At 26.7% G+C, this 17,933-nt stretch carries 14 protein-coding genes and 2 CRISPR repeat arrays; of the genes, 11 read left to right on the top strand and 3 right to left on the bottom strand.

Features of this window, described 5'->3' with window-relative positions; translation table 11 throughout:
* Nucleotides 1-38: 38 nt before the first annotated feature.
* The 5 genes from OW729_RS07155 to OW729_RS07135 all read left to right on the top strand — a co-directional run bounded on the left by OW729_RS07155 (nt 39) and on the right by OW729_RS07135 (nt 5,576).
* Nucleotides 39-926: an AraC family transcriptional regulator gene (locus OW729_RS07155; RefSeq protein ID WP_268060792.1), complete on the top strand. Its 888-nt coding sequence runs from the start codon at nt 39-41 to the stop codon at nt 924-926.
* 108 nt (nt 927-1,034) lie between these two features.
* A complete protein-coding gene (locus OW729_RS07150; protein ID WP_268060791.1) occupies nt 1,035-1,919 on the top strand; it encodes a fumarylacetoacetate hydrolase family protein in 885 nt (294 codons plus the stop codon).
* Nucleotides 1,920-2,250: 331 nt separating this feature from the next.
* Nucleotides 2,251-3,645 carry a L,D-transpeptidase family protein gene (locus OW729_RS07145; RefSeq protein WP_268060790.1) on the top strand — a complete coding sequence of 465 codons (1,395 nt, stop codon included), beginning with the start codon at nt 2,251-2,253 and terminating at the stop codon, nt 3,643-3,645.
* A 786-nt stretch (nt 3,646-4,431) separates the two neighbouring features.
* Nucleotides 4,432-4,878 (top strand): YbaK/EbsC family protein, encoded by a 447-nt coding sequence (locus OW729_RS07140; RefSeq protein WP_268060789.1) that lies wholly within the window; start codon nt 4,432-4,434, stop codon nt 4,876-4,878.
* 359 nt (nt 4,879-5,237) lie between these two features.
* Complete coding sequence (locus tag OW729_RS07135; RefSeq protein WP_268060788.1) at nt 5,238-5,576, top strand: hypothetical protein; 339 nt, start codon at nt 5,238-5,240, stop codon at nt 5,574-5,576.
* Between the two features lie 132 nt (nt 5,577-5,708).
* Here the strand turns inward: OW729_RS07135 and OW729_RS07130 are convergent, their stop codons facing one another.
* From OW729_RS07130 to istA, 3 genes are all read right to left on the bottom strand, one after another.
* A complete protein-coding gene (locus OW729_RS07130; RefSeq protein WP_268060787.1) occupies nt 5,709-5,903 on the bottom strand; it encodes a YgaP family membrane protein in 195 nt (64 codons plus the stop codon).
* Nucleotides 5,904-6,239: 336 nt separating this feature from the next.
* Nucleotides 6,240-7,253: direct repeats of the CRISPR family, unit length 30 nt.
* A 495-nt stretch (nt 7,254-7,748) separates the two neighbouring features.
* Nucleotides 7,749-8,238: a CRISPR direct-repeat array (repeat unit 30 nt; unit sequence GTTGAACCTTAACATAGGATGTATTTAAAT).
* Nucleotides 8,239-8,398: 160 nt separating this feature from the next.
* Nucleotides 8,399-9,151 (bottom strand): IS21-like element helper ATPase IstB, encoded by a 753-nt coding sequence (gene istB / locus OW729_RS07125; protein ID WP_268060786.1) that lies wholly within the window; start codon nt 9,149-9,151, stop codon nt 8,399-8,401.
* Nucleotides 9,144-10,439 carry an IS21 family transposase gene (gene istA, locus OW729_RS07120; protein ID WP_268060826.1) on the bottom strand — a complete coding sequence of 432 codons (1,296 nt, stop codon included), beginning with the start codon at nt 10,437-10,439 and terminating at the stop codon, nt 9,144-9,146. Before istA ends, istB begins: the two co-directional genes overlap by 8 nt.
* 420 nt (nt 10,440-10,859) lie before the next feature.
* On the opposite strand from istA, the gene cas6 reads away from it, so the two are divergent.
* From cas6 to OW729_RS07090, 6 genes are all read left to right on the top strand, one after another.
* Nucleotides 10,860-11,549: a CRISPR-associated endoribonuclease Cas6 gene (gene cas6, locus OW729_RS07115; RefSeq protein ID WP_268060785.1), complete on the top strand. Its 690-nt coding sequence runs from the start codon at nt 10,860-10,862 to the stop codon at nt 11,547-11,549.
* Nucleotides 11,550-11,574: 25 nt separating this feature from the next.
* Entirely contained in the window at nt 11,575-11,958 is a 384-nt protein-coding gene (locus tag OW729_RS07110) for a hypothetical protein (protein WP_268060784.1), read from the top strand.
* Between the two features lie 98 nt (nt 11,959-12,056).
* The gene (locus tag OW729_RS07105; protein WP_268060783.1) at nt 12,057-13,628 is read left to right on the top strand and encodes a cell division FtsX domain-containing protein; all 1,572 of its coding nucleotides are present in this window, start codon (nt 12,057-12,059) and stop codon (nt 13,626-13,628) included.
* Between the two features lie 28 nt (nt 13,629-13,656).
* Complete coding sequence (locus tag OW729_RS07100) at nt 13,657-14,856, top strand: hypothetical protein (protein ID WP_268060782.1); 1,200 nt, start codon at nt 13,657-13,659, stop codon at nt 14,854-14,856.
* Nucleotides 14,856-16,697, top strand: coding sequence for a type III-B CRISPR-associated protein Cas10/Cmr2 (gene cas10 / locus OW729_RS07095; protein ID WP_268060781.1), 1,842 nt, complete (start codon nt 14,856-14,858; stop codon nt 16,695-16,697). Before OW729_RS07100 ends, cas10 begins: the two co-directional genes overlap by 1 nt.
* Nucleotides 16,687-17,916 carry a type III-B CRISPR module-associated Cmr3 family protein gene (locus OW729_RS07090; protein ID WP_268060780.1) on the top strand — a complete coding sequence of 410 codons (1,230 nt, stop codon included), beginning with the start codon at nt 16,687-16,689 and terminating at the stop codon, nt 17,914-17,916. The genes cas10 and OW729_RS07090 overlap by 11 nt, the downstream gene beginning before the upstream one ends.
* The last annotated feature ends 17 nt before the right edge of the window (nt 17,917-17,933 follow it).

The following is a 17,933-nucleotide window of genomic DNA, read 5'->3' as shown; positions in this document are numbered from 1 at the left end:
ATATTAGAATTACCACGTGGGGAAAGGTTGGTGATAATTTGAATTATAGTGATGCAATATCACAATGTATTGAATTTATTGAAAAAAATATAAAAAGTAATTTAACACCAGAAGTAATAGCAAACAAGTGTGGATATTCTGTTTTTCATTTTTCAAGAATATTCAATATTAATAAAGGAATAAGCTTAATGGAATATGTAAAGAAGAGAAGGCTCTCATTAGCAGCTATGGACTTGTTTAAAGGTGAACGAATAATAGATATTGCACTTGATTATGGTTTTGGAACACACAATGGTTTTTCAAAAGCATTTAAAAAGGAATTTGGATTTAGTCCTAAACAATATATAAAATGTATGGGTAATTATTTTAATAAAAAATTAAATGTAGAACTTGGAGGGTGTATTATGAATCCTGTTATTATAAAGAAATCTGCATTCAAAGTTGCAGGTTATGGAATTAAAACTAATATTACAAATGGTAATTATACTAAAGATATAGCTTCATTTTGGAGCAATTATAATGGTGAAAATTTAGAAAGTAAAATGTACAAAATATTAAATCCACCAAAGCACGGTGAAGTGGGATTATGTGTTCCAGCCAATGGAGAAAGTGGAGATGCAACATATTTACTTGGAGTTATAGTGGATAACTTTGATAATGTCACTGATGAAATGATAACAGTTGAAGTTCCAGAAGCAACTTATGCTGTTTTTACAACGCCTCCAGTAGATACATCTAAGGATTTAGATAATAAAGATTTCCCAGAGGCAATAAAAAACACTTGGAAATATATATTTGAGGAATGGTTTAAAGATAGTGAATATGTTTTTGATGAAAGTAAACTTGACTTTGAGTTTTATGATGAGAGATGCCATGGACGAAAAGATACTGTAATGGAAATTTATGTACCAGTAGAAAAAAAGTAATTTGATCTACAATAAAAAGAGGAATTGTTTTCAATCATCTAGAGAATAATACCACATTATATCTAATTTAAGTATGTTATAATTGTAAACAGAACTGGAGGTGGCATTATGAAACTAGTGACTTATCGTATTGGAGAGAATGAGAAAGTTGGTATATTAACTCCAGAGGGAGACAGTCTCTATCCAATGGAGGTATTTGACCTTAACTTTAAGACAATGCTGGAGTTGATTGATAATATTACAGCTGATCAAAAGAAAATGATTCAGGAAAAGATGAGTTCTGGTATATTGGATGCAATTCCTCTTAGAAAAGTGAAATTACTGGCACCAATTCCACAACCACGACAAGATTTAATTTGTATGGGCGTTAACTATTTTGAGCATGTACATGAAGTAAATGAATTTGTGGATGATGGTAATTTTAAAAATCAAGATCCGGCTATCTATTTTTCTAAGCGTGTAAATGAGGCGGTAGCACCTGGAGATTACATAGAAAGTCACTCTGATATTGTAAAGGACTTGGATTATGAAGCAGAACTAGCAGTAATTATTGGCAAGAAGGCTCGAAATGTTAAAGCCAAAGATGCATCAGACTATGTATTTGGATATACTATTGTGAATGATGTAAGTGCTAGAACAATTCAGTCGAAACATAAACAGTGGTATTTTGGAAAAAGCCTTGATGGATTTACACCTATGGGACCAATCATTGTAACCGCTGATGAATTTGCATTTCCACCAAAACTTAAATTGCAATGTAAGGTGAATGGGGAATTGCGCCAAAACACTACGACAGACAGAATGATACATACGATTTCTGAAGCTATAGAAGAATTGAGCCAAGGAATGACATTACTTCCTGGTACAATTATTAGTACAGGTACGCCTTCTGGCGTTGGGATTGCTCACAATCCGCCAAAGATTTTAAAATCAGGAGATATAGTTGAATGTATCATTGAAGGAATTGGAATTTTGAGTAATCAGGTAAAATAATTGAGGTATTAGCATTAGGAGTACTTAGATTAGTTGAAATTTATTATATTTTAAAAGGTAATCTTATCTTTTTTCGTATTATGTTATTTTAAAGGAACATAGCAAGAGCATACCAAAGCAAGGTATGCTTTTTTTGCGTAGTTTATTAAATGAGAAAAATGTATAATTTACAAACTTGCATTCTGATGTCTAGTTTTTAATTATACAATTTCATCAAATTATAATACAAAAGCTAATATTAATTAAGTTTTAAAATCAAGAATACAAACATACTATAAACTAGTTATTATGTTTAAATAAAATGCATTTTTGCTGAAAGGTATAGATAGGTATGAAGGATGTTAATGTAAAAAAGTTTTTTAAAAGTAGGGTTATAGGAAAAATTCTTATTCTAATAGCTTTAATTACACTAATATATTTATTTATTTCATTATATTTTGTTAATCATTTCTTTTTTAATACAGCAATAAATGGAGTAGATATCTCATTAAAAGCACATGGAGATGTAGAAGATGTAATTAAAAGCTATATTAAAGATTATAAGTTACAGTTAATTGAAAGAAACGGAGAAATAGAAGAAATAACAGGAAAAGATATAAAAATGCAATACAATGAAAAAAACAGCATTTATAAAATTTACCAAACGAAAAATTCATTTAAATGGATAATAGCCTTATTAAAGGAGAAAAAATATTATGTAGATGATTTATTTGTTTATAATAAAGATAATTTAGAAAATAAAATAAATAAATTAAACTGTTTAAACAAAGATATTATAGAAACCCAAAATGTAAGTTTTAAGTATGTAGAGGGTTTATATGAAACAGTCAAGGAAGTATATGGCAATAGAGTATATAAAGATAAATTAAATGAAGCTATAAAAATGAGCATATTAGAAGGAAAAACAAAATTAGATTTAAATGAAAGTCTTTGTTACGAAAATCCAAAGTACACTTTAAGTTCTGATAAAACTCTTAAAACTAAGAATTTACTAAATAAGTATGTGTCAACAAAAATCACTTATATATTTGGAAGTGAGAATGAAATATTAGATGGAAATATAATAAATCAATGGCTTAGCGTTGATGAAAATTTAGAAGTAGTAATAGATAAAAAAGCAGTTAATCAATATGTGCAAGGGTTGAGTAAAAAATATGATACAGTTGGCATAGCAAGAAAAATCAAAACATCTAAAAATAAAATAGTAGAAGTTAAGGGCGGATTTTATGGATGGAAAATTAATTGTGCTGCTGAAACAAAAGCATTATTAGAAAGTATAAAATTTGGCGAAATAATTAAAAAAGAACCTATATATGCTCAAAAGGCCTTATCTAGGGGGGAAGATGACATAGGTAATACCTATGTAGAAATTAATATAACAAGGCAGCATTTATGGTTTTATAAAAATGGAAATCTTATAACTGAAGGTGATGTAGTAACAGGCAACCCCAATAGAGGAAATTCTACTGAGGTTGGAATTTATATGCTTAATTATAAAGAAAGAGAAGCGACTTTGACAGGACCAGCTTATGAGGCTGAAGTAAGTTATTGGATGCCTTTTAACGGAAATATAGGAATACATGATGCGCGTTGGAGACATTCTTTTGGACGTGATATATATAAGAGAAATGGTACCCATGGATGTGTAAATACTCCATTATATTTAGCTAAAACAATTTTTGATAATATAGAAGATGGAACTCCTATTATTTGTTATGAAGAATAAAATATAAATCTAGGTTCTCAAAAGTGAAACATTTAGATTAAAGAAATTGCAGAAAATAAGAAATTAAAGTATCAAAAGAGTATTAAAATTAAAAGGCAAGCATTGAAAAAACTTAAACATATATTAAAGGAAGAAAGCCTATAAGCAATTAGCTCATGGGCTTTAGAAAATTTTGGTGTCCCTTAGGGATATATAGTTATATGGATACTAAGATTATTGACAGAAATATAGAAAATATTCAAAGGATAGAATAATAAGTATTTAAAATTAATAGTGGATAAATCATATACAAAACTGTTTCACAAAAAAATGAGATTGAAAATATAATTAATAAAAAAGAAGATGACTTTATATCACAATTGATATAGTTATAATAAAGCAATATTAATCAAACTGATTTATAACTGTAATTAGTATCTATAAATTTAGGTTATATTCAACATATATTTTTAGGGGAAATTATTGGTGGACAAGAAATAAAAAATGGAGATCAAACCAGTAAAGTAAAATGGTTTAAATTAAATATGATATAACTATTAAATTTTAAGATATGAATAATGTTCTTTGAAAATTAGATAATATGGTGTTAGAAAATAAAAAAATTAATACTTATCATAAAAAAATGGTAATATATTGTTATGTAAATATGATATAATTACTATTAGTTAAGTTAACAGAGTAAAGTTTTATGTATTAAAAGGTAAAAATAAAAAAAGATTAGATTTAAGGGACATAGTTCTAATAAGTATAATTTTTGATAAATATTATGATTTGGAGGTGAATTTAATGGAAAATACAGAAAATATTTTAAAAAAGAGTGGTTTTTCATTTGAAATAATTTATAATAATAAACCTATTCATACAGCTAAGGAAGGTGCTGACTATTTTAAAATTGATATTGCTCAAATAGCACCAACATTAATAATATATACCGCTGTAGGATTTTATGTGTTAATTGTATCAGCAGAAAGAGGTCATGTAAATTTCAATGAAATAAAACACCTATTAAATTGTAAAAATGTTAGATTAGCAACTAAAGACGAGGTTAAATTGACGACAGGTTTTTCAGTTGGTAATGTTCCAATGTTTGGAATTGAATTACCATATATTATTGATAAAAAGCTTCTTGAATTTCCTTTTATATATGGTGGTTTAGGTAAAGAAAGTACTACTTTAAAAGTTGATCCCAATGCTTTATTTGAATTAAATAATGTTATTGGAACATTAGATTAAAAAGCTCTAAATTTCAGGTTAAATAATCAGTCAGTTTATAAATTTCTTATTTAATATAACAACTGAAAAAACAAACAATTTATCTAAGCACCACATTATTCATTAATTGAATTTTGAGGTGTTTTTATGTCGCACTTTTTGTATAAAACGACACAAGTATTAAATTTTGAAATACGAACAATGTTCTTTGAAAATTGAATAGTGCGGTGTTTTAAAATTATTATGTTTTTGTATAGACATGAAAATATATAGAAAGCATGATACAATTTTAGTATAAATTAAATCATAATTGTAAGATGGAGTGATATATTAATTATATATAAAAAATCCAATAAATCGGGAACTGTGGGGTGGGAAAAATGGATAAATTTCAAAGAGGTATTGTTGTAATTACTTTTGCTTTATTGGCAATATATATAGTTCTTTTAATAGTGAATGTTGAAAAATCCTCTAAGTGGATAAAGTGGTATTGGCAAATGGATGTGGAGGAACAGGGAAAATATGATCCTCGAATTGCCATATGCCGTTTGAAAAAAGTGCTTGTTATAATGTTAGCAGTGGGTATATCTGGATTTTTGTTGTCTTGGTTTATTAAACCTGTAATCTCAATTATAACGTTTGGAGTGATTATGGTTATACTTGTGTTTTCTATTGGTTATATTGGACCAAAGAATTGCTTACTAGTAGAAAAAAAGTAAGATTATAATTGCAAAATTTCAATTTGTAGAGTTGAATAAAAGTATAGTTTTTAGCTTTAGTTAAGACGCATATTTCTTAGATTATGCAGTTAAAAGAAAGGGGCCTTAGATTGTAAGGCCATAAGTAACAAATTATTGCTTTTTTTTAGCATCGCAAGTTGAAATCCCTAAGACATCACTAATGGGGCAGTAACGAATCCAACCTGTTATTATAGGTACGAGGCCAATAATCCCCCACCAGTTTTTGAAATATAAACCTAAAAGAACAATAACTATGCCGAGTGCAATTCTAATAAATTGCTCGGTTCTACCAACATTACATTTCATTTAAATCACCTCAGAGGTATTTTGTCCAATATCTCTAAATTTAATAATTTAAATGAAAGATTAGATTTAGAGGATAGATATAAATTATAGAAAGGTTAAAGAATTTTATAAGATGATTTTTTTCAATATTGTTATGATATTTATATTATTTTATAAATTATTTTCCCAGTTACAATTTCATATAAAATCCTGTTAAAGCTTGATATTAAAGAGTTGGTAAGTGTTTTAATGATCTTCTGTAAAAATTCATAAACGCCTGGTAAAAAAACAAGTAATCCATTGAAAATACAGGCATTTAGGTATATAATAAATTTAAAGAATGGTTTATTTACAGTGGTTGAACCTTAACATGAGATGTATTTAAATACAGTTCTAAGTGTGTTAGGGAAATAAATAAATAATGTTGAACCTTAACATGAGATGTATTTAAATCCTTTTATATACCCACTCCCATTATGATATCCTTGTTGAACCTTAACATGAGATGTATTTAAATAGTTGCAGAAATGTACTATTAAAATCCATATAATTGTTGAACCTTAACATGAGATGTATTTAAATGGAAAAAGCATACAAGATGAACAACAGCCTGCTTTTGTTGAACCTTAACATGAGATGTATTTAAATATGTTAGATTGTTATTTATAGATGTTTGAGTTACTTGTTGAACCTTAACATGAGATGTATTTAAATTCAATTTGAAAACTTTCTTTAAAATTTTCAAATTGAAGTTGAACCTTAACATGAGATGTATTTAAATTGACAAAAGGAGAAAATATTGGTATGCACAAATAACGTTGAACCTTAACATGAGATGTATTTAAATGATAAATTCAATAGTTGTGCAGAGGGTATTGCATGTTGAACCTTAACATGAGATGTATTTAAATTTTTTTAATCCTCCCATAATTTATAATTCTTTATATGTTGAACCTTAACATGAGATGTATTTAAATAAATCTAATAATTTAAAATATCTTATATTCCCATTAGTTGAACCTTAACATGAGATGTATTTAAATAGAAGAAATTATATTAGATCGTGGGATAAACTTTCTGGTTGAACCTTAACATGAGATGTATTTAAATAAAGGTTGGATTAAATATATATGGTATGAAGAAGTGTTGAACCTTAACATGAGATGTATTTAAATAACATAAACAGCCTCCCTTTATATTATAAAATTATAGTTGAACCTTAACATGAGATGTATTTAAATATCACAGCTATGTACTAGAATAAGTTTAAGAATATGTTGAACCTTAACATGAGATGTATTTAAATAGCATAATTGAATCACTTTCAGCATAAGCAGTAGGGTTGAACCTTAACATGAGATGTATTAAATATAAGGAACAGAATTATTACCACCTCTATTCCTAAAGAATCAATAAGGTAATTAAAAACCGCTCACCATGGAAAAAAACCATCGTGAGCATTTTTAAATTTATGATGGGCTAAAGCCTAATCGTTCCAGCCAAAATCTTCTCCAGTACAAATATTAATAAGGACAAAAATTATTTATCATAAAATAAAAATCAAACAGTATTTAGAGAGTTTCCGCTTCCACTTAAAATAGTATAAGGAAATAAAATGCACAAGTTTATCTCCTGTATGCTCTGGAGCAGTAACAATGCAGCAAGAATCTTAAACTAGTTATTCTATAAATTTTTCCCAGTCTTAATTTCATATAAAATCCTGTTAAAGCTTGATATTAAAGAGTTGGTAAGTGTTTTAATGATCTTCTGTAAAAATTCATAAACGCCTGGTAAAAAAACAAGTAATCCATTGAAAATACAGGCATTTAGGTATATAATAAATTTAAAGAATGGCTTATTTACAGTAGTTGAACCTTAACATAGGATGTATTTAAATTGTGCTTGTGTTGTTTGCAAGTACTACTGAAAATGGTTGAACCTTAACATAGGATGTATTTAAATCCTTCTCCCAATAATGGTATTTCTTGATGGCTACGTTGAACCTTAACATAGGATGTATTTAAATTTAATCTAACAAAATATAATCTTTACCTAAAGTATTAGGTTGAACCTTAACATAGGATGTATTTAAATCCACTAGAATTCAAACCTCCTAATTTAGTTATAACGTTGAACCTTAACATAGGATGTATTTAAATTAGTATATATGAAGATAGGATTTACCTTTCTTTCTGTTGAACCTTAACATAGGATGTATTTAAATATCCTTATGGGGATATTAAAGAATGCATGGGTGCTGTTGAACCTTAACATAGGATGTATTTAAATTTACCAAGATAAGGTGCTAATTCACTATGTTTATTAAGTTGAACCTTAACATGAGATGTATTTAAATATTGAATAAAAGAGTTTTTAGTATGTTAACATAAGATATATTAAAACAAAATGTTTTACTAGATGATAGCAGTTTTAAGTATAGTTTATTTTAAATATAAGATAATATATAAATGTCAAGATTAAAATGTAACTTTTTGATCATTTAAGAATGTAGTTTTTTACTCATCTTCTTGCTTAAAATGATCCTTTAAACGATATGATTTTCTACTAATAGAAACAACATTAGCATGATGCAAAACCCTATCCAAGATAGCATTTGCAATAACTGGATCATAGAAAATATCATGCCAAGCATTAAAATTTATATTAGTTGTTAATATTGTACTTTTTTTCTCATATCGCATATCGATAAGCTGAAAAAACAATTTAGAATCATCCTTATCTATCGGTAGATAGCCCAATTCATCAATTATCAGAAGCTTATACTTAGTAAAATGCTTAAGTCTAGAATCTAATCGATTCTCTAGTTTTGCACGTTTTAGTTGCTGTAATAAATCATGGCATTTTATAAAATATGTGCTGTATCGACGCTTCGCTGCCGCGATACCAATAGAAGTTGCAAGGTGTGTTTTCCCAACTCCACTAGTTCCTAAAAACACAATATTTTCTTGTACATCTAAAAAACGTAATGTTAAAAAATCTAATATTTCATCTTTATTAATGCTAGGTTGAAAATTGAAGTCAAAATCCTTGATTTCCTTTTGATGTGGAAAAGCACCAACCTTAACCATAGATTTAATCATATTTGCTTCCTTATAGTCAATTTCATGACCTGTAAGCTTAATAAGAGCATCAACAAAAGATAAATTATTTTTAGTTATAAAATCAATAACTTCGTCCAAATGATTAATCATTTGCTTCATTTTTAAATATTCTAAATTCTTTATAAGCTGTGTATATGTACTATTCATTTTGATATACTTCTCCTATCATTTTTAAATTATTTTTAGCCATTTCCATCATTTCATATGAATTTTGATTAAATGTTAAAGCACTAATTTCAGCATAATGATCAGTATGATAATTTAGTTTTTGATTTTGTATTCTATGAATAGTAACTAAATTTGTGTTATAATACACATGTAGTTGATCATCATATACTTGAAGTTTTAGTCTTTTGCCTATATATTCTGGTGGTACAGAATATTGGTTTGATTTATATGAAATCATACTTTGGCGATTTACTTTAACAGATATGGTGGCTATTTTGTAAAGATTTCTTATTTGATCTTTAGGCAGCTCTGATAAGAAATCTTTTTCTTTTTCTAAATGCAATATTGGTATTTTACCTGTTGATGTATGGCATGTACTATTAATTCTATTATTTAAATCTGCAACAAGCTTATGTAGCTCTTCATAATTTAATGTTCCGTTATATGCTCTTATTTCATCTAATAATTTCATAGGAGCTTCAACTTTAGCTTTTGTATTAGGTCTTCCTGCTACGCAGGGATGGACTTTAAAACCATAATCATCTGCAAACTGTTGAAATTTATAATTTACCTTTCCCTTATAATAATTAGTTCTAGATCTATCCATAACAGTCTTCATGTTATCTGTTAATAGTTCCTGCGGAGCACCTTCAAATGATTCAAATGCCTGATCTAGAAAAGAAAGTAATACATCTTGTGTTTTGTCGAGAGACAATCTATATACTCTAAATCTAGAGTATGAAAGGATTAATACAAAAATATTTATATTAATAACTTCACCTGTATTTAATACAAAATCAATATTTTCTTTCCAATCTAATTGTGCTTGTTGACCTTTCCCAGTCTCATACCGCATAGGCGTAGCCTTGGAGATATGTCCTTTTTTCCTATTATTAAAATACTCATTAAACTCTGAGTGATTAGAAATGTACCTTCTAAACGAAGATTGTGCGCAATCTAGTTCATGATTATCTTTAAGATATTGCCATAAAATGCGCTTATAATAAAATACTTGAATTGAATCTTTACCAAGTAGCTCTTTAATAATAGGTTCAAAAGCTTTTATTTTAGATTTGCGGTTTCTTGTGATTGGTTTTACATATCCATTTAAATATTTACCTACGGTACGTGGATCAACACCAAGTTCTCTAGCTATCTGGGTTTTATTTACTTTCAAATTATTGCCCTCCATAATTGGTTTTAGTTTATGAAGATCCTCCAATTTATTAATTTTTACTTTAGAATTAACATTTACATGTATAATTATAATTACCCCCGATTTAAATATGGATAATAATATTATACATATACTTAATTCATTCATTCTTAAATGATCACATTCTTACATTCTTATAGTATCATTTATATAATAGAAGGTATACATGAATAATTGGAAAATATAAAATAAATTAAGTGTATAAATATGATATTTAAATAAAAAAGTTGGAATTTCAATAGACATATTGGAGTTTCAGCTTTTTTTATTGCTGTAGTTTAAGAGGAGGATGCTGAGGATATGTAATTTGGAAAATAGCATTTTATTAAGGTACACAATTATATATGTAAAGTGTTTGTCAACTAATTAGTAAAAATAAATGCAAAATAGGAGTTATCGTAATAAAAGACAAATTATTCTATAATATGGTATAATATATGAAAATTTATAACTTTATAAAGAGGTGTATTAATGAATTTTGTAGAATTAACAGTAACCGTGATGTTAAAGAGAAATATATTTTTTGCAGATAGTGGGTATATAATTGGAAAGAATATAAATAAAGCTATGTTATTAGATAAAGACTTAAAGGAGCTTCATCCTAAAAAGGAATATAAACATTATGTATTTAATAGTTTTTATCCTTTAGAAAAAGATAAGATCTATAAAAGTGATAAATTATATATTTTCAAAATTAGAGGATTGAATTTTGAATTTATGGAGAAAATTAAAATCTGTTTACAGAGGTTAGAAAGTAATGATTTTAAGGTTATTTCTGTTGCAGCAAGTCAAGTGAAACAAAGGCACATTAATGAACTATATACTGTAACCCCTGTAATCATAACTATAGATAACAAACCTTGGCTGCAAGGGGAGGATTTGGAGATATTTAAGAATAGAGTAGAAGCTAATTTGGAAAAGAAGTATAAAGACTTTTTTAATGAAGATATAAACATTCAGGGTAGATTTATAAAGAGGTTAAAATTTAAAAATAGGATGCCTATGTATTTTAATTATAAAGGTATAAAATTGCTAGCAAATAAAGTAAGTATAGAAGTTCAAGACGATGAAGAAGCTCAAAAGATAGCTTTTATGGCTATGGCAGTTGGAGTTGGAGAGAAAAATTCAGCTATTGGAGCAGGGTTTTGTAGTGGAAAATAAAAGTATCATGTAAGGATGGTGTAGTATGAATAAAACTCTAAGATTTGAAATTGTAACTGGTGTAAATAAGGGCTATTTTCACAATAACAACCAGAATGAGAGCTTAAATTTGGTAGGGGAGTTATGGCAGAGAATAGCAAAACAAGAGTTTGAAAAGAGTAATATATATGTTTCCGCAGTTATGAAAGTAAGTAAAACAATTTACAATGAAGCGTGGGGATGTCCCAAAGGTGGAGAAGAAACTATAGTGATTACAGGAGTTGCAAATAAAGAGTTTGTTCAAGATATGAATGCATGGAAAAATACAGTTATAAAGTTGGCAAAAGAGCTAAAAAAAGAATTAAAACAATCCACTCTTACTTGTGAATTTAGTGAGGTAGAACTGTTTTATTTTAAGGACGATAAATAAGAATGATTTTGAATGTACTAGGTTGAGGAGCGTTAATGGTGAGTAATAAAAAAATAATAAGTTCACATATATTTATGTTCCCGTTTAGGTGGGATTATATGAGCAATAAAAATTGTTTTGATACATGTATAGACAATAGACTAAATGTAGAAAAGTTTATAAATAGTTTAGATAAAGACAAATGGGATAAGAAGGAGAATGCCATAACAAACAATCTTGAATATAATCAATATACATATTTTTATGATAATGTAAGAGATGCTATATATGGTAAAAAATTAACCGATGAATATAAGTTTGAATGTGCATATAAATTTCGTAAAAGTATATATTCATTAAGTAAAAAAACTTTACCTAAGAAGGATTTAGAGATTGTTTATAACTATGAGTATGTTGGTAAGCTTTCTGAGTATAAGATAAGGATTAAGAAAAAAGATAAAGATGAAAAACACTATTCATTAGATATAAAAAATATAAAATTAAAAATTTATGATACTGGGGTGGCTGTTTTAAGCTATTTTCTTGATAATTATGAATACAAACATCCAGGGGATATATTAAATATAAATGATTATGGTAGAAGGATATATCCTCAGTATTATCCATTAGATAAAGTACAAAATAGTTTTCTAGCAACAGAACTCTCTATTGTGTTGGACAAAGAAATAACAGAAAATTTTAATTACGATATATATAAAGAGTATAATAGAATTTCTAAAACCATATTAACCTTATTGGGAGATAAATTTAAGTGTATTAAGGAAGAGGCTAAAAAGGATGATATATTTATTAATCCTGTTATAGATGATAGAATGTTTACTATTTGTATATATAGGAATAATGTTATGTCTAAATTTCTAACAAATAATGAAAATGATAGGTATTTAAAAAGTGATTTTTGGTATAAGTATATTTTTGTTGATAATGATTCGCCAACTTGTCAAGATGAGTATATGTCTAAAGAGCTATTAAAAAAGTCAACTTATACAAGATGGAAAAATTACCAAACACTTTTTGGCGTAAGTAGATATTCTTTTATGGCGATTAAAAGTGAACCTGAAAAAGGCGATGATGATTTTTTAGTTAATCATTTTAAGACATTGTATTATGAGATGGTTTTATTAGCACTAACTCAAAGAGCATCAATTTTAAGATTTTCTGATGAAGTTTCAAAAATAACTCAGTTGGATAAGGATGAAGCATTAGAGAAGACAAAGCAACTTCAAAAGCATTATCTTTGGTTTGTGAACAAGCTTTCCTTTAGAGAAGTAACAGCACAAGAACAGGGCATAGAATTATATGATAAATTAATTGAAATGATGAGAATAGAAAAAGATATAGAAAAATTAGATAAAGAAATAGATGAAGTGAATAGCTACGCTGCGTTTATTTCTAATGAGAAAACTAACAATTTATTAAATATTGTTACATTTACAGGAATAGGGATTGCATTTATGACATTAATTGCAACTATAGCGGGGTTGAAGAAGGAAGATATGGGTTTGAAATGGGTACTTAAATATCAATATATACCTTTTGCAATTGTAATATGTTGTATTACCTTTTTTAAGAAGATGGCAAACAAGCCTAAATCACTTAAAAATATTCTTTGGGTAATGAGAATTAGTGCTATTATTGGAATAATATATTATTTACGTATTATAAAATAAATTTTACAGATAATAAAGGAGATTTTTTATGCCTAAACTTACAATTACATTAAAACAGCATACTCCTTTGATTCATTTTCAAGGGAGTCAAAAAGGGGCCACTATAAGAGCTACAGAATTTAAACCAAAGCTTGACAAATTTTTAAAAGAAAATGTTTTTAAAGGTGGATTTGAAGAGTATAAGCAGTATTTAATTGGGTATAACGATACAAGAAAAGAAGAAGATTTTGAAGAAAAAGAAGCTTTTGATTATAAGTTAAGGATAATTACAGATATATCTAAAATAAGAAAGTTAGATATAAAAGGACATATAAAATCACTTTATTTTGCTAATATGGGAAGTCAAAATAAAGGTAAAGAAAAGGATGAAATTATAAGCGTTTTTACAGATGATGATGTTGTCTTAGAGTTTTTCACATTACATGAAAAACTAAAAGATAAAATCAATGAAAATATAGAGTTTTTTTTATCTATAAATAATTTTGGTACAAGGCAAAGTAAAGGATTTGGCTCGTTTTATGTAAAAAATCCTAAAAATAAAATTAATAAATCAATAGAAAAAGCTTGTATGTGTAACGGGATAAACAAATATTTATTTATTCAATATAATAAAGAAAAGTATCTTGATATTATGAAGGATATATCTATTATATATCCATTAATGAAGTCGGGGTGGAATTTCCCTAAAAGACCGAATAATAGCTATCGAAAAGGTTTTTTATTTAAATATATGCTTAATAGAAATATAGGAAATGAAAAAAGGTTTATTAAAGAAAATTTTTTTAAAATTAATGATAGAGTTGAGAATGATGGAAAACCCAAGAAATATGTTAGAGCTATGTTAGGAATATGTGATGGCATTGAATTTAGAGATAATGTAAGAAAAGGGAAAATAAGATATGTTAGTGATATAGATAGATTTCAGTCACCTATATTATTTAAAATTATAGAAAATAAATTATTTATAGTTCCTAAAAAAATTCCAGAGGAAATGTTTAATAAAAGATTTGAATTTAGCAATACATATTTATGTAGAGGCGTAATGAAAACGGATAAAAAAATAATCTATACTCCACGTTGTGATCAATTTAACTTAGAAGATTTTTTATGTGAATTTGCAGAGTATTTTAATAATCGTTTAGAGAAAGCAAAAGTACATAATTTCTTTGAAGATAAGTTAAATATAGCAAAAACAAGAGAGATACAAATCAGACAGGTGGTGAAGTAATGGGAACAAGAACATATGTAGGGGTAACAATAGGTCCGATATATAAAACTATTCAGTTAGCAAAACGTACAGGAGAGCTATGGGGTAGTAGTTATATATTTTCATTTATAATGAAAAAAATAATTGAGAAAACATTAAAAAAGCATAAAAACGATAATATTCAAGATAGATTTATAGTGCCTTATGTTGGAGAAGGATATACTGATAACATATTTAAGGAACAGCATAAAGCTGGCATATTTCATGATAGATTTATTTTTCAATCAAAAGAAAATGAAAATGAATTTGAATCAGTAAATAGAATAATAGATGATGTTAAGAAGATGGTTGCAGAGCAAGTGTATAAAGATATAAGTAGTTACTATGAGAGAATTGTAAAATTTAGTAGTGAGGAAAATGATAAATATAAGCTTAAAGAAAAACTAAATGAAATATTTAAAAGGGGAGATATTGAAAATAATATAAAAGATTATATAAGAGAATATTTTCAAATATATTCTGTAGAAGTTGAAATTAATGAAGCTGATATTAAGAATAATAAAACAAATATAATTTTTGAGGTTTCAAGATATCTAGATGCAGTTGAATTAAACGAAAAATTTAGTAATAGTGAAAAAGACAATTATTTATCTTATTTTTTTAAAAATGAAATTATGAAAAAAAGTTTTTTGGCAATAGATGCGTTTGGAGAGGGAATCACAAAAAATATAGATGCTGAAGAAGTGCAAGAAAAGTTTTATAAAAACTATCCTTCATTAGCTAATATTGCAATGAGAGACTTAGGGGTAGAGGCTGATGATGATAGCTCAGAGGATAAACTGAGAAAGTCACATAAGCAAGAAAGAAGAAAAGTACATAATTATGTTGCTATTGTTCAAGTAGATGGGGATGGTATAGGGAAAATTATTGAAAAATTGCAACAAAATCATGAGAATGAAAAGGAAACGTTTAAAGGATTTTCTAAACAATTATATAACCATGCAAAGGATTCTGTAAACATTATTGAAAATTATGGTGGATTCACCCTATATGCAGGAGGAGATGATTTGTTATTTATAGCTCCTGTAATAAATAGAAAAAGTAAAAATGATTGTAAAAATATATTCGATTTGATAGATATAGTCTCAGAAAAGTTTGAAACTGGATTTGAGAAGTACTTAAAAGAAAATTTAAAAAATGATGAAGATAGTATAAAGAAACCTACTCTTTCTTTTGGAATGTCAATAATACATTATAAATATCCACTGTATGAGGCATTAAAAGATACAGGAAGCTTACTTTTCAATAATGCTAAAAATTATAAGCATTTTTCTAAGGAAGATAAAGAAACTGAAGTGAAAGCTATAGAAAAGGATGCTATATCTTTTAAAGTTATAAAGCATAGTGGGCAATGGTATGGATTAACACTAAATAAAAAATCTAAGTCATATGAAAACTTTAAAGAAATTCTAAAAAAAGAAATGAAAATTTTAGGCAAAGGAGAAAATGAAAGAGAAGGGTTAATAAACAATTTAAGAGCTATTTCTAATAAATTATGGGTAGAAGATAGCATATTAAATTGTGTTGGAGATAGTTTAGAAATGCTTCAAAATTACTTTCATAATAATTTTAATGAAGATTATCATGAAAAAGGTGAAGTTAAAGAATGTATAACTAATATCCAAAATTTAATTTTTGAGATTTACTATGAATGTAAGTTAGAGATAGAAAATAATGAAGACGAAACTGAAATAAGAGAATTAAATGAAAGATTTAAAGATAAGAAAGTTAAGGAAAAAATATATACTTATTTAAAATTTATAAGATTTTTAGGAGAAAAGGAGAAGGATGATGAAGAATAAATATCTAGTTACATTAAAACCTATGGGATCATTCTTTTTCGGAAGTGAAAGAACTTTTGGTTTAGGTGAAGATAATGAACATTATATAATTCAATCTGAATGTTTTCCACAACAAACTTCCATATTAGGAATGCTTAGAAAAGAAATGCTCATTATAAAAAACTTAATAAGATATGATTGGAATTATAACGGAATTTATGACAAGGTTAATATATTAATAGGAAATAAAAGTTTTAATATTAATGCTATAGAAAAGCAGCAGTTTGGGGTTATAGAAAAAATATACCCTGTGTTTATAAAAAAGGAAAATAAATATTTGATTTCTGTACCTAAGGATCATAAAGTTAAAAAGGTAATTAGAATAAATAAAAACAAAATAAATGAGATTAAAAAAATTAATATATATAATAAAAAATATAGAATTTTAAACTTTAATAAAAGATATGTCCCTTTTAATAAAAGGTATGTTCCCTTTAATTTTAATTTTAATGAAAACAAAAAGTGTAAAGTTAATTTTGGAAACAATAAAGAAGAAAATAAAACAATATATATTCCTTATGATTATGTAGCTAAAGACGGGTTGGCAACTGGCTTTATGGATAAGGGTAAAAATATAATAAATTTTAATGATGTTTTTAAAGAAGACAAACAGATTGGAATTAATGTGGAGAAGAATAAGCAGACATCAGAAGATGGATTATATAAAATTATAAGATATAGATTAGAAAATGATTATGAATTTGCATTTAATTTAGATGTAAATTTTAATACGGATTTTAAAGAAAGTGATTTAGATGGTTACAGCAATGTTGTGAATTTAGGTGGAGAAGGTTCTTATTTTAAAATAAGTTTTAAAAAAGTGGACAAATATATAAAAGATGATTTTGAGAATACAAATAATGAAGTTAATGATAAAGACGATAAAATCATTTATAAAAAGATGATTTTATTAAGCAATACTTATATAAGTAAAGAAAAGTATGATAAATATTGTGACTATGGAATAGTTAATGGAATTACTTTTAGAAATTTAAAAACAGATTATAGTAAATTTAAGGAAGAAGGAGAGTATTATAAAAAGTTTGAAAAAACCAATAAATTTATATTCTTAGAAAGAGGTTCTGTGTTATTTTCATTAGGAAGTAATTATGAAAAATTAAAAATTCAGATAGAGGCTAACCAGAATGTTAGAAATATAGGTTACAATGAATATGTATAAATAAGGAGACAAGGGTT

The sequence above is a fragment of the Clostridium brassicae genome, from assembly GCF_026738875.1.
Taxonomy (GTDB): Bacteria; Bacillota; Clostridia; order Clostridiales; family Clostridiaceae; genus Clostridium_H; species Clostridium_H brassicae.
Note: the sequence above shows the minus strand (reverse complement) of the source record. Positions and strands in the feature narration are given on the sequence as shown.